Source organism: Gramella jeungdoensis, assembly GCF_023805255.1.
In the GTDB taxonomy this organism is placed as follows: Bacteria; Bacteroidota; Bacteroidia; order Flavobacteriales; family Flavobacteriaceae; genus Christiangramia; species Christiangramia jeungdoensis.
In genome coordinates, this window is sequence record NZ_JAMSCK010000001.1 from 19,251 (window position 1) to 39,770 (window position 20,520).

Genomic DNA, 20,520 nt, shown 5'->3' on the forward strand with positions numbered 1-20,520 from the left:
ATATGTTGCAAAGATTCCTGGAGTATTATTCCTTTTAGTCCTGATATTTTCTTTTTCTAAAAACACAAAAGAAAAGATGAAGCCATCTGGTCCTGAAAATGATAATACTGTAAAACTATTCCTTGCGGGGGATGTGATGGTAGGTCGGGGTATCGATCAGGCACTGCCTTATTCGGTGCCTCCCATACTTTATGAGGCTTATGTAAAGGATGCCCGCCGCTACCTGCAAATCGCAGAAAGGGAGAATGGCGATATTGAGACTCCGGTTTCCTATGAATATATCTGGGGAGATGCAATGGATATATGGCAGAGAGAAAAACCCGATTTTAAACTGGTAAATCTGGAGACCAGTATCACAACTTACGATGAACCCTGGCCCCGTAAAGGGATCCATTACCGAATGCACCCCAAAAATGTAGAGCTTTTAACTGCAGCAGGAATAGGTTATGTTAGCCTTGCTAATAATCATATGCTGGACTGGAGCCGGCCGGGTATGGAGGAAACCATACGTAGTCTCAAAGAAACTGGAATTGAATTTTCGGGAGCAGGTGAAAATGAAAAGATGGCAAGTAAACCTTCACTTTTTCAAAAAGCAGGAAGCAGGATCCTGGTATTCTCTTATGGTGCCTGGAATAGTGGGATACCGTCCTCCTGGGCTGCAGGTAAGAGTGAGTCTGGGCTAAATTACCTTGGAGCTTTTGGAGATGAGGAGCTGGAGGAGATTAAAAAGAATATCCAGTCTTATAAACAGTCTGGAGATCTGGTGGTTTTTTCTATCCACTGGGGTGGAAACTGGGGCTATAAGGTTCCGGAAGAACATCGTGAATTTGCGCATGCGCTGATAGATCAGGCCGAAGTGGATATGATCTTTGGACATTCGTCACATCATCCCTTAGGGATGGAAGTTTATAATAGCAAACTCATCATTTATGGCGCCGGGGACTTTATAAATGATTATGAGGGTATCAGGGGGCATGATGAGTATCGTCCTGAATTAAGCCTTATGTATTTTCCGGAGATCAATACAGAAAATGGGCATTTGACCTCTCTTAAAATGATTCCTATGGAGATAATGAAGTTCAGTCTTAAACAGGCAGGTAAAGAGCAGGCTGCGTGGCTTAAAAAGGCTTTAACCAGGGAAGGTGAGGCCTTGGGGACAGAGCTTAGAATGGATGAGGATAATATCCTTTGGTTGCAATGGAAATAAAAGACAGTTGATTCTAAACTGAATATTTGCCGAAGGCCGATGAATTAAGCACAGAATACGGGATAATTGATATTTTTGCAAACAGAGGCCTAAATCCAACGGTGCTTCATATATCCATGAATAGAAAATACTTTGTCAGCCTGATCTTTCTTGTTATCGGGTTTATTTGCTTTTCGCAAATTCCAAATAAGAAAAGCCAGAACTGTTTCAGTAAACTTGAGTTTGAATCGGGTTTTATAGCGATCACTACATCTAAGGATAGTGACCTTGCAAACTGGTATAGGCAGAACTTCGGAATGGAACAGGTAAAGGAATTTACTTCAGCTAATGGTAACTCAAGCGGCATCATACTGCGCAAGGATAAATTTGTGTTGGAGATTTTATTCAGGAATAAACTTATAGAAAGGAAGCAATTCAGGCCGGGAGCCCAAAATGAAGAGTGGGATGGTTTGCTAAAATTTGGTGTTTATACCAATGCAGATCTTTTAGTTTTGAAGCAGTGTTTGCTGGAAAGAGGTGTTAATGCCGGAAGGATCTTCAGAGATGATGAACTGGGTGAAGATCTGCTCCTGGTAAAGGATCCTGAAGGGAATATGATGGAGCTAATAAGCCGTTCTTCAATTCCTCAGAGATAATAGAGAGTTTAGTTTTCTTTTGTGATCGAATCTAATGCTCTTTCGAGGGCCATTCCTCTGGAGCCTTTCACGAGAAAATAGCAATTCTGAAAGTCACTGTCCTGAAGATGTTCTTTCAGGCTTTCCATACTTTTAAATTTAAATATGAAATCGCTACTGGTATTGGTATTTCTGAAATTTTCACCCAGTAAATAGGTTTCTGAAAAATCACTGTTCTCAATGAAATTGGCTATCACCTGATGCTCTGTTGTGGCAGCACTGCCAAGCTCGAACATATCTCCTAAAATGACAATTTTCTGCTTTGAGGTCTTTAGTTCTTTAAAGTTCTGAAGTGCGGCATGCATGCTCGTGGGATTTGCGTTATAGGCATCCATGATAATAACGTTACTTCCGCTTTCGATTACCTGGGAACGGTTGTTCTGGGGAGAATACTCTTCTATCGCCTTTTGTATTTCGTTGAATTCCACTTTAAAATAAAGTCCTATACATAATGCCGCTGCCATATTTTTAGCATTATAACTTCCCGTAAGCTTGCTTTTAAATTCGGTTTTATTGTATTCGAGTTGGGCATTAGGTAAGCCCGACTGATATTTCAATTTTACATCGGCGAGCCGGCTTTCCCCAAAAGTGAAAGTATGACTGTAATTGTGATGTTTCATCTGAATTTCATCATCCAGATTCAGGAATATCAGCTTATGATTTTGCTGCAGATGTTTGTAAAGCTCAGTTTTTCCCTGTACAACCCCTTCCAGGCTTCCAAAGCCTTCCAGATGGGCCTTGCCGAAATTGGTAATGTAGCCATAGTCGGGATTGGCTATACTACAAAGGAATTCTATTTCTAAAAGGTGATTAGCGCCCATTTCAACAATCCCAAATTCGGTTTGATCGTCCATGGAAAGAAGGGTAAGCGGTACTCCAATATGATTATTGAGATTGCCTTTTGTAGCTACAGTTCTGAATTTTCTTGAGAGAACAGTATGTACCAGCTCTTTCGTAGTTGTCTTTCCGTTGCTTCCTGTGATCGCAAGGATTGGCAGTCCAAGATAGTTCCTGTGGAAGATGGCCAGTTTCTGTAAAGCTTCCAGAACATCCTTTACAACAATATATTCCTCTTTGTTTTGGGCATACTTCTTATCATCCACTACAGCATAACGAGCTCCTTTTTCAAGAGCCTCTGCGGCAAATTCATTGCCATTGAAATTCTCTCCTTTAAGAGCAAAGAACATGCTGTCTTTTCTGATTTTTCTTGTATCGGTGTCTGCGCCTGTACAAAGAAGAAAGCGCTGATGGAGTCGGGCTGAATTCATGAAATAAAACTATAAAAAAAGCCCTAAACAAGTTAGGGCTTTAAGTTTATTTTATACTATGCCTTTTTCTAATTGCTTCTGGCAGTTTTGTTCTTTTCTAAAGACTTGGAGCCAACTCTGGACATCGCATTTCTAAATCCGATATAATCGGTTGCCATATCCTGAGGGAAATAACGGCGTTGTGCAGGGTCAAGCCAATAGGCTCTGTCTCTCCAGCTACCACCTTTATATACTCTAACTTCGTCACTTATAAGAGTGGTTCTTTTTTCCTTGTCATAACCACGTTCTTCAAGTTTTGCATTCGCACTACTATCGCTGTAGGTGAAATTATCGTAGGTAGGAGAGTTGTACATCCTTTTTGATGGATCGTCCACTTCCTGGAAAGGCTGATAGTATCGGCTGGAACTTTTGTCTCCATCACGAAAATCTCTCTGATCACTTTCAGTGAAGTTGGTTCTCATGTATGTGTCCTCTTCTGTAACCGGTACCTGGGCGATCTCTCCGGGAAGGTTTCTTGCTACAAGTTTTCCGTTACTCAGAGTGTCATAAACGATATCTTCAGTGCCAACAACTTTTACGGTTCCGTCTTCGCTTATCGCATGTTTAGTATAAACGTTACCACGATAATAGTTGAAATCGTTGAATTCGTCATCTACGATTGGTCGGTAAACATCAGCTACCCATTCGGCAACGTTTCCAGCCATATCGTAAAGTCCAAAGTCGTTGGGTTCGTAAGATTTTACTTCAGCAGTGATATCCGCACCATCATCGCTCCATCCGGCAATTCCGCCATAATCACCATCTCCCTGTTTGAAGTTGGCTAACTGGTCTCCCATTTTCTTGACATCGCCATTTCTGGTGTATTGTCCATCCCATGGGTATTTCTTTCTTCCGCGGTAAATGTTATAGTTTCTTATTCCGGTAAGTCCAAGAGCTGCATATTCCCATTCCGCTTCGGTAGGTAATCTGTATTCAGGATATATTAAACCACTTTCACGACCAGGATAAACCTTTTTTACCGGATCTCCCGCCTCATTGGTTTCGTTAAGTCTGTCCTGAGCTTCGTCTCCACCCTGACTTATTTCGGTATTTCCGCCATAAGCTTTACTAGGGGTGTGGATATAAGTTTCGGTATTAAATGTGGAAGAAGCATTTACATCTGTGAGGTGAGCACCTTCTTTGATAAATCCTTCCTCTTCAAGTCTGTATTCATTCACACGGTCGGTTCTCCATTTGCTGAATTCAACGGCCTGGATCCAGCTTACACCTACCACCGGATATTCTGCATATGCGGGGTGGCGAAGGTAATTGGTCACCATGGTTTCATTATAACCCAGTCTGTTTCTCCAAACGAGGGTATCTGGCAGAGCGCCATTATAGATATTCTTATAATTTTCTTCACTTGGAGGGAAAACTCTTCTTAACCAGTCAAGATATTCCAGATACATCTTGTTGGTAACTTCGGTCTCATCCATATAAAAGGATTGCACGTGCTGCTGGGTTGGAGTATTGTTCCAGTCATGCATTGGGTCGTCCTGAACACGTCCCATAGTATAGGTTCCTCCTTCCACAAATACTAGTCCGGGAGCAGCCTCCTGTTCTTTGTAATCTGTATTATACTGGAATCCGCCTTCATCCGAATTTATGTCCCATCCGGTTGCGCGGGAAGTGTTTTTGTAATTGTTAGATTTATTACAGCTTAGTAAGCTAACGCCACAAACAACAGCAATAACGGCTCTTAAAGCTACATTCAATTTCATATTATTTCCTTCTTTATGATAGAAATTTAGGCCTTGCAATATACTAATTAACGCTAAATGTACAAGATTATTTTATTAATTCTAAAACAGTAAAATATTGTATAACTGTCTGATATGCTACAACCTAAGATAAATTTATATCGAGTTAAGTATTAGGCTTTTATATTTTTGATGCTCAAACAATGTTAAACGATGGGATTCTCAGGAAATTGTGTGTGCATTTTTAAATTTTATCGAATATTTTAACCCCTCGTCAGGGACTTGCAATAAATTCCTTTTTTTTGAGTTATATTCATTAACTCCTAGCATCGTTACAATCTGAAATTTATTGAGTTTATTCTCTTAAGGAAGCTTTTTCATTAATTGGTTCTTTCTTAACAGGAATATTACTATATATTTGTTTATCATTAACTGCTATAATGAAAAAAATTACCATCTTACTGATAGGGGCAATAATTTTTGCCGATTTCTCAATGTTTGCACAGGAGCAACGAGATAGAGTTATCACTACAGCTGTTCCTTTTTTATTAGTAGCTGCTGATGCCAGGGCTGCCGGAATGGGAGACCAGGGAGTAGCCACTTCTCAGGATATCTTTTCTCAGCAATGGAATCCCGCAAAGTATGCGTTTGCGACAAGGGAAAATGGGATCGCCGTTTCATATACTCCCTACCTCAGCGAAATTGTGAACGATATCTTTTTAGGAAGCCTTAATTACTTTCATAAACTTGACGATAGGAGTGCTGTAGCCGGAAGTTTAAGGTATTTTAGCCTGGGTTCCATAGAGACTCGCGGTAGTTTTGAAGAAACGCCTATTCTGGTAAACCCCAATGAACTTACATTCGATCTTTCCTATTCCTTAAAGCTAAGCGAAACATTTTCCATGGCTGTGGCAGGAAGGTATTTAAGATCAGATCTTGGTCTTCAGGATAATGAAGATCTGGGAGCAGCCTCTACCTTTGGTGTGGATGTCGCGGCATTCTATCAAAGTAGACAGTTGACTTTTAGCGGCTTTGATGGTATGTGGCGTGTAGGTGCTAATATTGCCAATATTGGCCCTAAAATGAAATATGATGATGCTGGCCAGGAGAACTTTATTCCAACCAATCTGAAAGGTGGTGCAGGGTTCGACTTTATATTTGATATTGACAATCGTCTTGGGACTTATATCGAATTCAATAAATTACTTGTTCCTACCCCTCAGGATTTTGACGGGGATGGGGATATTGATGCCGAGGATGATGAGCAGTATAATGAAATTGGTTCTATTGAAGGGATCTTTAAATCTTTTGGGGATGCTCCTGATGGATTTTCGGAAGAACTGAAAGAATTTACTCTTGCCCTTGGTGCAGAGTACTGGTACCAGGAAAAATTTGCACTTAGAGCAGGTTACTTTAATGAAAGTGAGGAAAAAGGATTCCGAAGATTCTTCTCTTTAGGAGCTGGTTTTGCTTATGAATCCATAATTATTGATGCCTCTTATCTTTTTTCAACGTCATCGGTGCCAAGTCCGCTTGAGGGTACCCTGAGATTTGGCTTAAGTTTCAATTTTGGTGACAGTTTCAATAATTAATTACTGTTCAATTCTTAAAACTATCTTATCACGGTTTGAAACCGCGTAGGTTTCTTTTAACTTGTCTTCCCAATAAAATTTTATGAAGCCACTTACCATTACTTCCCGGCTTGAGGTATACGAATCACCGGAAGAGCTTCCTCAGGATGTTCAGGAATTACTACAGGCTGCTATTGAGGCAAGGGAATCTGCCTATGCACCATATTCCAGTTTTAAGGTAGGAGCAGCTTTGCTTCTTGAGAATAATGAGGTGGTTATTGGTAGTAACCAGGAAAACGCTTCTTATCCTTCAGGTCTTTGTGCTGAAAGGACGGCTGTTTATGCTGCGGGAGCGAAGTATCCCGATGTACCCGTTTTAAAGCTTGTGGTTACCGCGAAATCCATGAGACATCAGGTGGTTTCACCTGTACCTCCATGTGGAGCCTGCAGGCAGGCATTAGTGGAGTACGAGGTGAAACAGGATGAGCCTATGGAAGTCTATTTTACCGGAGAGACGGGTAAAGTTGTAAAGGCAGATTCAGTTAAAGATTTGTTACCGTTGGTTTTTGATAATTCCTGTCTATAAGGTTTTCGTAATTTTTTTGCCTTAAAACTGTTTTCGTTTCTTACTGAAAATAGTATTTTTGTTATCCGCTTGGCAAAACCAATCTGTCTGGCCTTAAAATATAGATTTTAAATGAAGAAAATAACAAAAGCCACCTATTTGAAGTGGTACGAGGAGATGTTGTTCTGGCGCAAATTTGAAGATAAACTTGCGCAGGTTTATATTCAACAGAAAGTTAGAGGATTTTTACATTTATATAACGGGCAGGAAGCCATTTTAGCGGGAGCACTGCATGCGATGGATCTTGAGAAAGACCGTATGATCACAGCTTATCGTAATCACGTTCAGCCTATCGGAATGGGAGTGGATCCTAAGAAAGTGATGGCAGAGCTTTACGGTAAGAAGACAGGAACTTCGATGGGACTTGGTGGTTCTATGCACATCTTTGCTAAGGAACAAAGGTTTTACGGAGGTCACGGAATTGTAGGAGGGCAGATTCCTCTTGGTGCCGGGCTTGCTTTCGCAGATAAATATCATAAAAGAGATTCAGTGACATTGACCTTTATGGGAGATGGAGCTGTAAGACAGGGATCTTTACATGAAACCCTGAATATGGCTGTAAACTGGAATCTTCCGGTTGTTTTCTGTGTTGAAAATAACGGTTATGCGATGGGTACTTCAGTAGCACGTACTTCAAAGGATACGGAGATATGGAAATTAGGTAATGGTTATGAAATGCCATGCGGACCTGTAGATGCCATGAATCCTGTAAAAGTTGCAGAAGCTCTTGATGAAGCAATAAAAAGAGCCAGAAAAGGTGACGGGCCTACTTTCCTTGAGCTGAAAACGTACCGTTACAGAGGTCACTCTATGAGTGATGCTCAAAAATACAGAACTAAGGATGAAGTGGCAGAATATCAGAAACTGGATCCAATTACACAGGTGCTTGATATTATTAAAGACAAAAAATACGCTTCAGAAAAAGAGATTAAAGAGATAAATAAACGCGTTAAAGACAGGGTTTCTGAATGCGAGAAATTCGCAGACGAGTCAGATTTCCCTGATAAAAGCGTAATGTACGATGTGGTTTACGAACAGGAGGATTATCCTTTCCTAGCACATAAATTAGATTAGACTATGGCAGAAGTTATCAAAATGCCGCGTTTGAGCGATACCATGGAAGAAGGTACCGTTGCAAAGTGGCTTAAACAAAAAGGAGATAAGGTAGAAGAAGGTGATATTTTAGCTGAGATCGAGACCGACAAGGCTACAATGGAATTTGAGTCCTTTTATGACGGAACCTTGCTTCATATTGGAATAGAGGAAGGGGATACCGCTCCTGTAGACGCTCTTCTGGCTATAATAGGAGAAGAAGGAGAAGATATTTCTGGGCTGCTTGATGGTGGTGCTGATGAAACTTCTGACAAGAAAGAGGATAAAGAAGAAGAATCCAAGAAGGAAGAATCAAAAGAAGATTCTGGCTCTGATGGGGAAAGTGATGAAGATGAAGGAGAGATCCCTGAAGGAGTAGAGATCATAAATATGCCTCGCCTGAGTGATACCATGGAAGAAGGAACTGTTGCCTCCTGGCTTAAACAGGAAGGTGATAAGGTTGAAGAGGGAGACATTCTTGCCGAGATCGAGACCGATAAGGCTACTATGGAATTCGAATCTTTCTACGAAGGAACCCTTTTGAAGATAGGGATTCAGGAAGGAGAAACGGCCAAAGTAGATAGTCTGCTTGCAATCATCGGCCCTGAAGGAACAGATGTTTCTAAAATTGATACTTCCGGCGGAGCTAAAAAAGCTAAGAAGTCTGCTCCGAAAGAAGAGAAAAAGGAAAAACCAGAGGAAGCTAAGGATACTTCATCAAAGGCTGAAGGAAAAGATGGAGGAAGAATATTTGCTTCTCCGCTTGCTAAGAAAATGGCAGAGGACAAGGGTATAAACCTTGCCGATGTCAAAGGTTCTGGTGAGAACGGACGAATTGTAAAGAAAGATATCGAGGACTTTAAAGGAGCTGAAAAACCTGCTGAAGCGAAGAAGGATGCAGCGGCTGAAACTACAGCAGCGGCACAGCCATATGTTCCTGCAGGAGAAGAAAGCTTTGAAGAGCGCAAGAATTCGCAAATGCGTAAGACCATTGCCAAGCGTTTAGGTGAATCTAAATTTACGGCACCGCATTATTATCTTACAATAGAAGTGGATATGGCGAATGCGATGGCTTCCCGTAAGCATATCAATGAAATGCCAGATGTTAAGGTTTCTTTCAACGATATGGTGATAAAGGCTTCAGCTATGGCATTAAGAAAACATCCGCAGGTTAACAGCCAGTGGACCGGTGATACCATGAAGTTCGCAAAGCATATCCATATGGGTGTAGCAGTTGCAGTTGACGAAGGGCTGGTAGTTCCGGTTCTGAAATTTGCCGATCAGATGTCACTCACACAAATAGGAAGTAATGTAAAAGACCTTGCAGGTAAGGCTCGTAACAAAAAGATCCAGCCAAGCGATATGGAAGGCAGTACCTTTACCGTGTCTAACCTTGGAATGTTTGGAATCGTTGAGTTTACAAGTATCATTAACCAGCCTAACTCGGCTATTCTTTCTGTGGGTACTATCGTAGAAAAACCTGTGGTTAGAAATGGGGAGATCGTAGTTGGGAATACGATGAAGCTTACACTAGCCTGTGACCATAGAACAGTAGATGGGGCAACAGGAGCAGCTTTCTTACAAACATTAAAGACTTATCTTGAGAATCCGGTAACTATGCTGGCATAACCCAGGAGTCTAATAAATATTTTGAATCCCGCTTAATCGCGGGATTTTTTTATCTTTAGCAGTATGAGAAAAAATCTTTTTTTACTGGCTATAGCCGGTCTTTCTACGATGATCCTTTCATCCACTTCAGCTTTTGCCCAGACTTCTGAAAATACAGAAATTGAAATTTCAGCCTCAGAGGTTAAAGAAGCCATGGAGTATCTCGCTTCAGATGAACTGGCTGGCCGTAATACAGGTTCCAGTGAAATCGATTTGGCCGCGGAATTCATTGAGAGCAAATTCAATGAATTTGGGCTCAGACCCCATTTTGAAACTTATCGTGACAGTTTTATGATAGGTGATCTACATGCCTTTAATATAGTTGGGGTGGCTGAGGGAATAGATGAGGAATTAAAAGATGAATATATAGTCATAGGAGCTCATTATGATCATATCGGGAAAGGCAAACCGGTTGGTGGGGATGAGATCGCCAATGGAGCTAACGATAATGCTTCTGGAACAGTTGGGGTGATAGAACTCGCCAAATATTTCGGGGTACTTAAAGAAAACAAGAGAAGTGTCATGTTCGTGCTTTTCTCGGGAGAGGAAAAAGGTTTGAAAGGCTCGGAGCACTTAGCTAAGAAGCTGAAGAAAGAAGGTCTTGATCTTTATGCTATGATAAACCTGGAGATGATAGGCGTGCCTATGAAAGCTAAAGATTATATGGCTTATATCACCGGTTATGAAAATTCAAATCTCGCAGAGAAGTTTAATGAATATTCAGGCGGAAAGCAGGTACTTGGGTTTTTGCCCCAGGCAAAGCAGCTGAATCTCTTTAAAAGAAGTGATAATTATCCTTTCTATCAGGAATTTAAGGTGCCTTCTCAAACAATATGTACTTTCGATTTTACAAACTATCCTTATTATCATCATGTAGATGATGAAGCAGAATTTATGGATTTTGAACATATGGCCCGGTTAATAGACAGTCTATTACCAGGTCTATTTAAAATGGCAGATACTGAAGGAAAGGAAATAAAACTGACAGATTAATGAAGAATGTTGTAATTACAGGGACGAGCCGAGGAATAGGCCTTGAGATGGTTTCCATTTTTTCAGAGATGGGGTATAATGTCCTTGCTCTCTCCCGAAATAAGAAGCCTGTGGTTGAAAAAGATCTGAAAAATGTAAGCTCTTTTTCTTTTGATATCACCGATGAGGATAGCCACATAAGGGCTGAAAGTTTTATTGAGGACAACTGGGATTCCAGAGTAGATATCCTGATAAATAATGCGGGAGCTCTTTTAAATAAGCCTTTTTCCGAAACCAGGTCTGATGATTTTAGAGCCGTATATGAAGTGAATGTATTTGGGGTGGCTACGATTACTCGAAAATTTCTGCGCTTTATGAATAAAGATTCTCATGTGCTGAATATCAGCAGTATGGGAGGGATTCAGGGAAGTATGAAGTTTCCTGGGCTGGCTGCATATAGTTCGAGTAAAGGTGCTTTGCTTACGCTCACTGAATTACTGGCTGAGGAATATAAAGAGACCGGTCCTTCATTTAATGCGCTTGCTCTGGGAGCGGTTCAGACCGAAATGCTGGAAGAAGCTTTCCCGGGGTATAAAGCTCCGGTGACAGCGAAGGAAATGGCTGAGTATATTGTTGATTTCAGCATAAAAGGCCATAAATATTATAACGGAAAGATCATGCAGGTATCTAACAGTACTCCCTGACGAATGAAGGATATCCTGAAAAAATATTTACCGGTAAATGCTGTAGAGCCCGTCTCTGAACTTATAAAGATGAATGGTGTTCATCTTAAGATTGTGAATGAACGGGTAACCCGCCACGGAGATTATCGGAGGATGGCTGATGGTTCACAACAGATCACAATCAATGCTAATCTTAACAAATATAGATTTCTCATCACTACGGTTCATGAGATTGCCCATTTGATCGCATTTGAGAAATATGGGAGGAATATAAAACCTCATGGTGATGAATGGAAACACTGTTTTAGGAGTTTGATGTTACCCTTCATCAGGCCTGAGATATTTCCTAATTCCCTGCTTCCGGTGATCGCCAATCATTTCAGGAATCCCCGGGCCAGCAGTGATACCGATGCTAAATTATCGGTCGCATTAAAGACTTTCGATCCTGATAATGATAAAAACTATATTTTTGAGATTCCCTTTGGGAGCCTGTTCAGGATACACAACGGGAAAACCTTTAAAAAAGGTCCCAGGAAAGTTAAGCGTTATGAGTGTCTGGAAGTGGACACAGGTAAAATTTATCTTTTTCAGCCAAATGCTGAAGTGCACTTATTAAAGATTTGAAAGTATGTTAGGAACCAAGAAGGATAACTATTATGCAATTATTATGGCTGGCGGAGTAGGATCGAGGTTTTGGCCCTCGAGTAAGGCTTCCAATCCCAAGCAGTTCATAGATATCCTTGGAGTAGGTGAGACCCTTTTTCAAACAACCTTTAACCGACTTTCCCGGCTTATTCCTTCAGAGAACATCTATGTGCTTACCAATAAGAAGTACGTAGATATGATTAAGGAGCAGGTGCCTCACATTAAGGATTACCAGATAGTTCCTGAACCGGAGATGAGGAATACGGCGCCCAGTATACTGCTTGGAGCTTTAAAGATCTATAATAAGAATCCGGATGCACTTACTCTTGTAGCGCCCAGTGATCACTGGATCAAGGATGAGGAAGCGTTTCTAGAGACAGTTCAGCTGGCATTTGATGGAGTAGAAAAGGAAGATCGGCTTATCACATTAGGGATTGAACCAACTTATCCTAATACAGGTTATGGGTATATTAAATATGATAAGTCAGAAGAAAGTCAAATTAAGAAGGTAGAGGAATTTACGGAAAAACCCAGTCTTAAAAAGGCGGGGAAGTTTTTGGAGGCAGGGAATTATGCCTGGAATGCGGGAATATTTATCTGGAGTGCGAGATTCATAATTGAAAATTTCAAAAAGTATATGCCAGAAATGTATGGTATTTTTGAAAAAGGTGAAAAGTTATGGAATACGAACGGGGAAAATGACTTTCTTGAAAAGAATTACCACCGGGCCAGTAATATCTCCATCGATTATGGGATCATGGAGAAAGCAGATTCAGTTTATGTGATCCCTGTGGATTTTAAATGGAGCGATCTGGGTACCTGGTCTTCCGTTCAGAGTGAGCTTCCTTCAGATGATAAAGGTAATACTCTTATCAATGCGCGGTTGCACAGTAAGGATGCCAGCGATAATATCATTTCAAGTTACAATCAAAAGATCGTGGCCATTCGTGGCCTTTCAGATTATATCATAGTTGAAGATAAAGATGTTTTGATGATTGTGCCAAAATCAGAAGAACAGGAGATTAAAGAACTCAGGGAATCGGTGATGAAGGAGTTTGGCGATGAATTAGGTTAAAAAATGACAGATACAAATAATAAGGAGAATAGCCAGAATGCTAATTCTGACCGCGAGATCATGGCAGAGGATGCCAAGCAAATGCGTGACCGGGCAAGAAGTTTCTTTAGTCGGTTACTGGATATAAGAACCGATACCGACAGGGAATCTACCCTGGAAGCTGTTCAGAAGGATATATCGTTTAAAGGTCATAACGCCTGGATCCTTATATTTTCAATATTTGTGGCCTCCATTGGTCTTAATGTAAGTAGTACGGCTGTTGTAATTGGTGCGATGCTTATCTCTCCCTTAATGGGTCCTATCGTTGGCGTGGGGATGGCTGTTGCCATTAACGATGTTGATACCCTCAGAAGGTCGTTTGTTAACCTGGGGATCATGGTTGGGTTAAGTGTTTTAACAGCGACCGTATATTTCTTTATCTCTCCTGTTAAGAACGAAACGCCAGAGCTGGTTGCGAGGACTTATCCTACAATTCTGGATGTTCTGGTCGCAATTTTTGGTGGTCTGGCCCTTATAGTTGCTAAAACAAAAAAGGGAACAATCGCCAGTGTTATACTAGGGGTTGCAATTGCTACGGCCCTTATGCCGCCTTTGTGTACGGTAGGATATGGTCTGGCCAATGGGAAATGGCAATTTGCCCTGGGAGCGATATATCTTTTTTCGATTAATGCTGTTTTTATTGCCCTTTCAACCTTTGTGGTAGCCAAACTGCTTGGTTTTCCATTAGTAAGGTATGCGAATAGTAGAAAACGGCGGAAGATAGCCCAGGTAGCCTCGACAATTGCTATTATAGTTATGATCCCAAGTGTGATCCTGTTTGTTAATTTACTAAGACAGCAAGTTTTTGAAAGCAAGGCAGATGAGTTCTTTAATGAGACTGTACAGTATACCGGAGCGGAAACTATTAAAGCTACAAAAGAATATAAAACAAGAACGCTTGAAGTTTATCTTATAGGGAATCAGGTGCCACAGGGCACCATTGAAACCTGGGAACAACGTATGGGTGAGATAGAAGCCCTGAAAGAAGCCCAGTTGATTGTGCATCAGGGGACGAATCAAACCCAGGATATAAATCAGCTGTCTACTGAACTAAGAAGTGGAATTCTGGAAGATCTGTATGTGAAAAACCAGGAAGTACTCGAGAATAAGGATAAAAGAATTGAACTACTTGAAACCGAGCTGGCAAAATACCGGGGTGATGCTTTTTCCTTTGCCGATCTAAGCAGGGAGGCAAAGATCAATTATGATAATATTGAAGAAATAGGTTATTCCAATCTAATAACTACCAATTTTGAGAAGGTAGATACTATTCCTACATTCACCGTAACCTGGAATTCTGACATAAGAAACTCTGAGCTCGCTCAGCAGCAGGAGAAATTTGCAAGCTGGATGAAGGTAAGGTTAAAGTTGGATACCCTGGCAATAAAAAATGTTAGATAGCCTTTATTTCTCTTTTTGCTGGGCCTCACGCACCTGCTGAAATAGGTTTGAGGAATAAACAAAATCGGTTACAGCTTCGTCCTCTGTTTTAAAGATCTCATCTTTAGTGCCTTTCCAGGCAAGAACGCCATCTTTAAGAAACGCAATTCGCTCACCTATTTCAAGAACAGAGTTCATGTCATGTGTGATAAGTACAGTGGTAATATCATTTTCGTGAGTTAGCTCCTGGATAAGATTATCAATTACGGTCGCCGTTTTAGGATCCAGGCCCGAGTTTGGCTCATCACAGAATAAATATTTAGGCTTATTTACAATGGCTCTGGCAATAGCGACCCTTTTCTGCATCCCGCCGCTAATCTCTGAAGGCATTTTATCCCCGGTTCCATCAAGATTTACCCTTTCAAGAACCTCATGTACCCGTTTCAACATTTCCTTTTTATGTTGTTTAGTAAACATTTTTAAAGGAAACATCACATTCTGTTCAACATTCATAGAGTCAAACAATGCTCCTCCCTGGAATAACATCCCCATCTCTTTTCTAAGCTCTCTTTGTTCTTCATCTGAAAAGGAAGAATAGGGTTTACCATCATAAACAATGGTGCCTTTGTCTGGTTTGAAAAGCCCTAGCATGCACTTTAGAAATACACTTTTCCCAGAACCGGACTGCCCTATGATAAGATTGGTCTTGCCTCTTTCAAAGGTATAGTCTATCCCGTTAAGCACCTGCTGTCCGTTAAATCCTTTATATAAATTCTTTACTTCAATCATTCGTTAGCTTAATAAAAGTTGTGTAACAAGATAGTTAGTTACAATAAGGACCACACTGGTCCATACGAAAGAAGTTGTGGCAGCTTCACCAACCTCGAGGGCTCCTCCTTTCATATAATATCCATGATATGCAGGTACCGTTGCAAGTATAAAAGCAAATAAAAAAGTTTTTATAAAAGCGTAGGTTAGGTGAAATGGTATAAATTCATCCTGCAGGCCGGTTATAAACTGGTCTGACGTAACAAAGCCTCCCACAACAGCTGCAAAATAGGCGCCGGTTATCCCCAGGAACATCGAAATTGCAATCACAAAAGGGTAGGTTAGCATAGCTATGATTTTCGGGAAGATAAGATAGTTCTTCGAGTTTATTCCCATTACTTCCAGGGCGTCGATCTGTTCTGTAACGCGCATGGAACCTATACTGGAGGTAATAAAAGAACCAACTTTTCCCGCCATGATAATGGAGATAAAAGTAGGTGCGAATTCAAGTATTACCGATTGTCTTGCGGCATATGCTACAAGGGTTTTAGGGATCAACGGATTGGTTAGGTTGAGTGCTGTTTGAATAGCTACAACAGCTCCAATGAAGAATGACAGAAAAGCAACTATCCCCATAGACCCCATTATCAAATCATTAATTTCTTTGAGGATAAGACTCCGGAGAACCGAACTTTTGGTCATCCGGCCAAAAACTCCTTTAAGCATTAAAAAATATTCCCCAATGGAGTGCAGGTAGGTCATTAATTGAATTTTGAAAAGCTAAAATACTAAAATTTCATTCGAAAGTATTTAACGCTTAATTAAAGTTTAGCGTTTCAAGTTTAGTATTTTTGGTGCTGTTAAATAAATTCTAGATTAATGAAACGGTATTTTTTGGTTTTTATAATGCTCCTTGCATTTTTTAATTCAAAAGCACAGATTAAGGAAAATGGACCTAAACTGGTAGTTGGAATTGTGGTAGACCAGATGCGATATGATTACCTCACCCGCTTTTGGGATCAGTTTAGCGATAGTGGTTTTAAAAGGCTGGTCAACGATGGTTTTGTTTTTAAAAACAATCATTTTAATTATATCCCTACCTATACGGGGCCTGGGCATGCATCGGTGTTTACCGGAACTACTCCGGCTTCCCATGGGATAATAAGTAATAGCTGGTTCAATAAATTTGAAGATAAGACGGTTTATTGCGCTTCAGACGATTCGGTAGAGCCGGTTGGGACAGATGATCCGGCTGGTAAAATGTCTCCTCAAAGAATGATGTCTACTACCTTTGGCGATGAGAATCGTTTGCATACTCAAATGCGCGGTAAAACAATTGGTGTCGCTTTAAAAGACCGTGGAGCAATTCTGCCTGCAGGACATACTGCAAATGCTGCTTACTGGTTTCATGGAAGAGATGAAGCTAAATGGATCACAAGTACCTTTTATATGGATGATCTACCGCAATGGGTGAAAGATTTCAATAGTTCAGGAAAGGCTCAGTCTTTTTTGAAAATCTGGAATACTTTAAAGGATATTGAAACTTATAAAGAAAGCGGGGCAGATGAGAATAATTACGAGTTGGGTTTTATGGGAAATGAAACGGCAACTTTCCCGTATGATCTTCCGCAATTAGCTTCAAAGAATGGAGGTTTTGATGTAATTAAATCTACTCCTTTTGGAAATGATCTTACTGCAGAATTTGCGAAGGCAGCCATTGATGGGGAAGCCCTGGGAGAGGATGATATAACCGATGTTCTTACGCTGAGTTTCTCAAGCACCGATTATGTAGGTCATAAATTCGGGGTGAATTCAAAAGAGGTTGAGGATACTTATTTAAGACTGGATCTGGCATTGGCAGACTTTCTGAAATATTTGGATCAAAAAGTGGGAGAAGGCGAATACACTGTATTTCTAACTGCCGATCATGGAGCCGTGGATGTCCCTTCTTATCTTAAAACGAGCAGAATTCCAGCGGGCTATTTCGATGATCTGACAGCAAAAGAAATGATTGAAGCATATGTAAAGGAGGAGTTTCAGGTAGATAATCTTATTCAGAATGTCTCAAATACCCAGGTATTTCTGGATTATAAGGTTTTAGAGCAGGCAGAACTTGAAACTGATGAAGTGCAGGAAAGTATAGCTCATTACCTTCTTCAGCAACAAAATATTTCGCGGGTTTACACCAGGGAGCAACTTGAAACAGGTACTTATACTAATGGAATTGGATATCTCATCCAAAAGGGGTATAACCAGAAGCGCAGTGGGGATGTAGTATTTGTGCTCGATCCCGGATATATAGTTTTTCCTGAGAAAGGAACCACTCATGGCTCAGGCTTTTCGTATGATACGCATGTTCCTCTTATTTTCTTCGGAAAAGGAATTAAAAAAGGGAGTACTTATGAGCCTTCAACAATTCCCGATATAGCACCTACCATCTCATCATTTTTAGGGATTTCTTTCCCTAATGCAGCAACCGGTAGACCATTAACAGAATTACTGGAAAAATAATTTTCAGGCGAACTTCTTTCTGATATTCGCCCAGCGAAGTTTTCGAATAAAGCGACCTTCTTCTTCTGATACAAGAAAAGGTCGTTTTTTGTTTTTAGCTTTAAAATATCCTGCCATGTAGTGGAGAAAAGCGAAGGGATTCATTTTCATGGCCGCAAGTTTGGCTGAGGCAATAAGGCTAAGAATTGTTCCATATCTTAACCGATAAAAGGCCTCTCCCTGTTTACGGCCGGAGTGTTCGAAATAATTCATTCCGGTGGGCCGAAGATGTTTTACCAATAATGATTCATCGGTAATAACTTTCCATCCGTGAAATCTTGCCAGTAATTCATCTGCCGTATCCCAGCCCATCGCAGGCTTAATTTCGCCAATCTGAATAAAGCAATGTTTGCGATAGGCTTTTAATGCTCCCCTGATATGATCTTTTCCTGTGAGATTCTCAGGAACCCATTTATTTTTTCTTTGTATACTGCAGAAACCACCAACCATTCCAGCCTGCGGATCATTCTCAAAATAGGAAGCGATACTTTTCAGATAGTTTTCCGGAAAAATAAGGTCGGCGTCGAATTTGCATATAACATCAAAATCATCGTCTAGCTCATAATATCCCTTATAAAAGGCATTTATCACCTTGCTACCCGGGGCATGCTCGGTAGAAGAGTCATTCTTTATCAATTGAATAAATGAATGTTCTCTTACATATTCTTCTACAACGGCTGAGGTATTATCAGTAGATCCGTCATCCACCACCACGATCCGGTCTGGCAAAAGACTTTGCCGGGTAAGGGACTCGAGTGCCTTCCCAATAAAGTCACCTTCATTATGCGCGGGTATTATGATATAGATTCTCAATGTAAATGAAAATTCTCTTGAAATGCTAAGATATGGTTTTGGGGATAGAAGGGCTATTTTCTTTCGGCATAAACGGCATAGTATCTTGGCGTGAATTTTCTTAGAACCGGCCTTATTCCAAGCTTATTTACCGGGTTAGCCCATTTGATTCTTTGCTTTATTTCCCAACCGCTTTTTTCCAGTAACCAGTCAAACTGCCAGTCTTCAAACTCGTGATAATGGCGGTCCCATTCATCATTTTTACTTCGGTAAGCAGGGGAGAACCATAATTTAAGAGGTACACTGGCTATGAGTTTATCAGCCCTTATTTCTTTCAATATATTATAAGGAGCTACGAGGTGTTCAAATATTTCAAAAGCTGTCACCAGATCGAATTCCTCGTTCTGCACGGCAGTAAAATCATCGTCAAGATCTTCACCCGTTGTATTCTGGACATTATATCCCTCTTCTTTCATTATATAAGTGAAGGGGTTTTTTACTCCCAGGTCCAGAACTCTGGCCGGTGGGGGAACTGATTCTTTTAAAAATTTCAGTGTTTTTTGATATCGCTTTTTTGGAAAGTTCTTTTCGTACATTTTAGACCTGATAAGTGATCGCGTTTATGTTCATTCCAGCTCCTACACTTGCAAACATAATAGTATCGCCTTTCTTTAGATTCTGATCTTTGATCTTTCCTCGCAAAACGAGATCAAATAGAGTAGGAACGGTAGCAACACTGCTGTTTCCCAGTTCATGTATGGTCATTGGCATAACATCTTTGGGAGGAGTGGTTCCGTGAAGTTTATAAAATCGGTCTATAATGGCCTGATCCATCTTTTCATTGGCCTGGTGTATAAAGATCTTCTTCAAATCTTTGATTGACTTTCCACTGCTTTCCAGGCATATCTTCATAGCCTTTGGAACATTTACAAGGGCAAATTCATAGATCTTTCGTCCGTGCATTTTAATGTATCTGATGTCCTCAGGAGCTTCAGAGTGATTTGATTTTCCGAAGTAGATATATTCAGCTTCCTGAAACGAATAGGTCGCCGATTCATGAGATAGTATCCCGCCTTCATCATCAGATGCCTCCAGTATTACCGCTCCTGCGCCATCGGAAAAGATCATTGAATCACGATCATGTTTGTCCACAACCCGGGATAAAGCCTCTGCGCCAATAACCAGACATTTTTTAGCCATCCCTGCTTTAATGAATGCCTGGGCCTGTATCATACCTTCAATCCATCCGGGACACCCGAAAAGAACATCATATCCCACACATTTGGGATTCTTGATCCTTAAATGTGATTTAACTCTGGTAGCAAGGCTGGGAACAGTGTCACTCTGGATAGATTTACTCTTCACGTCTCCATAGTTATGAGCTACAATTATATAATCAAGAGTTTCGGGATCAATTCCAGAACTTTCAATTGCTTTTTGGCTGGCTATAACGGCAATATCTGAAGTGTTAAGGTTTTCGTCCAGGTATCTTCTTTCTTCTATACCCGTGATCGCCTTAAATTTTCTAATTGTCGTTTCATTGTCATGAGGGAAGGTGCTTCCGTCAGCATTAAAAAACTCATGTTTGTCAAAATCAGCATTTGTGGTTACTACATTAGGGATATAACTTCCCGTTCCGGTAATTTTACAGTTCATGTGGCTCTTATTTCCTTGGGTTCACAATTTAATTAATTAGTCATAAAATTCCCTCTAAATCCCAAAAAATTAGGACATAAAAAAGACCTGTGATTAACAGGCCTTTTTCTAATGTT

Annotated in this window: 19 protein-coding genes; 12 read left to right on the forward strand and 7 right to left on the reverse strand. The window is 40.6% G+C overall.

Annotated features, from left to right (window positions below):
* Positions 1-76: 76 nt before the first annotated feature.
* Together NE848_RS00070 and NE848_RS00075 are read left to right on the forward strand one after the other, a co-directional pair.
* Positions 77-1,207, forward strand: a complete 1,131-nt coding sequence (locus tag NE848_RS00070) for a CapA family protein (RefSeq protein WP_252110186.1) — start codon at positions 77-79, stop codon at positions 1,205-1,207.
* A gap of 26 nt (positions 1,208-1,233) precedes the next feature.
* Positions 1,234-1,842 carry a VOC family protein gene (locus tag NE848_RS00075; RefSeq protein WP_252110187.1) on the forward strand — a complete coding sequence of 203 codons (609 nt, stop codon included), beginning with the start codon at positions 1,234-1,236 and terminating at the stop codon, positions 1,840-1,842.
* 8 nt (positions 1,843-1,850) lie between these two features.
* On the opposite strand, the gene NE848_RS00080 is transcribed toward NE848_RS00075, so the two are convergent.
* Complete coding sequence (locus tag NE848_RS00080; RefSeq protein ID WP_252110188.1) at positions 1,851-3,149, reverse strand: UDP-N-acetylmuramoyl-tripeptide--D-alanyl-D-alanine ligase; 1,299 nt, start codon at positions 3,147-3,149, stop codon at positions 1,851-1,853.
* Positions 3,150-3,217: 68 nt separating this feature from the next.
* Entirely contained in the window at positions 3,218-4,909 is a 1,692-nt protein-coding gene (gldJ, locus tag NE848_RS00085; RefSeq protein WP_252110189.1) for a gliding motility lipoprotein GldJ, read from the reverse strand.
* 419 nt (positions 4,910-5,328) lie between these two features.
* On the opposite strand from gldJ, the gene porV reads away from it, so the two are divergent.
* The 9 genes from porV (at position 5,329) to NE848_RS00130 (ending at position 14,659) form a co-directional block, all read left to right on the forward strand.
* Complete coding sequence (porV, locus tag NE848_RS00090; RefSeq protein WP_252110190.1) at positions 5,329-6,480, forward strand: type IX secretion system outer membrane channel protein PorV; 1,152 nt, start codon at positions 5,329-5,331, stop codon at positions 6,478-6,480.
* A gap of 82 nt (positions 6,481-6,562) precedes the next feature.
* Complete coding sequence (cdd, locus tag NE848_RS00095; RefSeq protein WP_252110191.1) at positions 6,563-7,045, forward strand: cytidine deaminase; 483 nt, start codon at positions 6,563-6,565, stop codon at positions 7,043-7,045.
* Positions 7,046-7,156: 111 nt separating this feature from the next.
* Positions 7,157-8,158: a pyruvate dehydrogenase (acetyl-transferring) E1 component subunit alpha gene (gene pdhA / locus NE848_RS00100; RefSeq protein ID WP_252110192.1), complete on the forward strand. Its 1,002-nt coding sequence runs from the start codon at positions 7,157-7,159 to the stop codon at positions 8,156-8,158.
* Positions 8,159-8,161: 3 nt separating this feature from the next.
* Entirely contained in the window at positions 8,162-9,805 is a 1,644-nt protein-coding gene (locus NE848_RS00105; RefSeq protein ID WP_252110193.1) for a pyruvate dehydrogenase complex dihydrolipoamide acetyltransferase, read from the forward strand.
* Positions 9,806-9,868: 63 nt separating this feature from the next.
* The gene (locus tag NE848_RS00110; RefSeq protein WP_252110194.1) at positions 9,869-10,837 is read left to right on the forward strand and encodes a M28 family metallopeptidase; all 969 of its coding nucleotides are present in this window, start codon (positions 9,869-9,871) and stop codon (positions 10,835-10,837) included.
* Positions 10,837-11,520, forward strand: coding sequence for an SDR family NAD(P)-dependent oxidoreductase (locus NE848_RS00115; protein ID WP_252110195.1), 684 nt, complete (start codon positions 10,837-10,839; stop codon positions 11,518-11,520). The genes NE848_RS00110 and NE848_RS00115 overlap by 1 nt, the downstream gene beginning before the upstream one ends.
* Positions 11,521-11,523: 3 nt before the next feature.
* Positions 11,524-12,123 (forward strand): SprT-like domain-containing protein, encoded by a 600-nt coding sequence (locus NE848_RS00120; RefSeq protein ID WP_252110196.1) that lies wholly within the window; start codon positions 11,524-11,526, stop codon positions 12,121-12,123.
* 4 nt (positions 12,124-12,127) lie between these two features.
* Positions 12,128-13,219: a mannose-1-phosphate guanylyltransferase gene (locus NE848_RS00125; RefSeq protein ID WP_252110197.1), complete on the forward strand. Its 1,092-nt coding sequence runs from the start codon at positions 12,128-12,130 to the stop codon at positions 13,217-13,219.
* A gap of 3 nt (positions 13,220-13,222) precedes the next feature.
* Entirely contained in the window at positions 13,223-14,659 is a 1,437-nt protein-coding gene (locus tag NE848_RS00130) for a DUF389 domain-containing protein (protein ID WP_252110198.1), read from the forward strand.
* Positions 14,660-14,662: 3 nt separating this feature from the next.
* On the opposite strand, the gene NE848_RS00135 is transcribed toward NE848_RS00130, so the two are convergent.
* Positions 14,663-15,427, reverse strand: coding sequence for an ABC transporter ATP-binding protein (locus NE848_RS00135; RefSeq protein ID WP_252110199.1), 765 nt, complete (start codon positions 15,425-15,427; stop codon positions 14,663-14,665).
* A gap of 3 nt (positions 15,428-15,430) precedes the next feature.
* Positions 15,431-16,168 carry an MlaE family ABC transporter permease gene (locus NE848_RS00140; protein ID WP_252110200.1) on the reverse strand — a complete coding sequence of 246 codons (738 nt, stop codon included), beginning with the start codon at positions 16,166-16,168 and terminating at the stop codon, positions 15,431-15,433.
* A gap of 117 nt (positions 16,169-16,285) precedes the next feature.
* On the opposite strand from NE848_RS00140, the gene pafA reads away from it, so the two are divergent.
* On the forward strand, positions 16,286-17,917 hold the full coding sequence (gene pafA / locus NE848_RS00145; protein ID WP_252110201.1) for an alkaline phosphatase PafA: 1,632 nt from the start codon (positions 16,286-16,288) through the stop codon (positions 17,915-17,917).
* 3 nt (positions 17,918-17,920) lie between these two features.
* On the opposite strand, the gene NE848_RS00150 is transcribed toward pafA, so the two are convergent.
* The 3 genes from NE848_RS00150 to NE848_RS00160 are packed head-to-tail and all read right to left on the reverse strand — an operon-like array spanning position 17,921 to position 20,404.
* Entirely contained in the window at positions 17,921-18,769 is an 849-nt protein-coding gene (locus NE848_RS00150; protein ID WP_252110202.1) for a glycosyltransferase family 2 protein, read from the reverse strand.
* Between the two features lie 53 nt (positions 18,770-18,822).
* The gene (locus tag NE848_RS00155) at positions 18,823-19,344 is read right to left on the reverse strand and encodes a class I SAM-dependent methyltransferase (RefSeq protein ID WP_252110203.1); all 522 of its coding nucleotides are present in this window, start codon (positions 19,342-19,344) and stop codon (positions 18,823-18,825) included.
* Between the two features lies 1 nt (position 19,345).
* The gene (locus tag NE848_RS00160; protein WP_252110204.1) at positions 19,346-20,404 is read right to left on the reverse strand and encodes a 3-oxoacyl-ACP synthase III family protein; all 1,059 of its coding nucleotides are present in this window, start codon (positions 20,402-20,404) and stop codon (positions 19,346-19,348) included.
* Positions 20,405-20,520 lie beyond the last annotated feature (116 nt).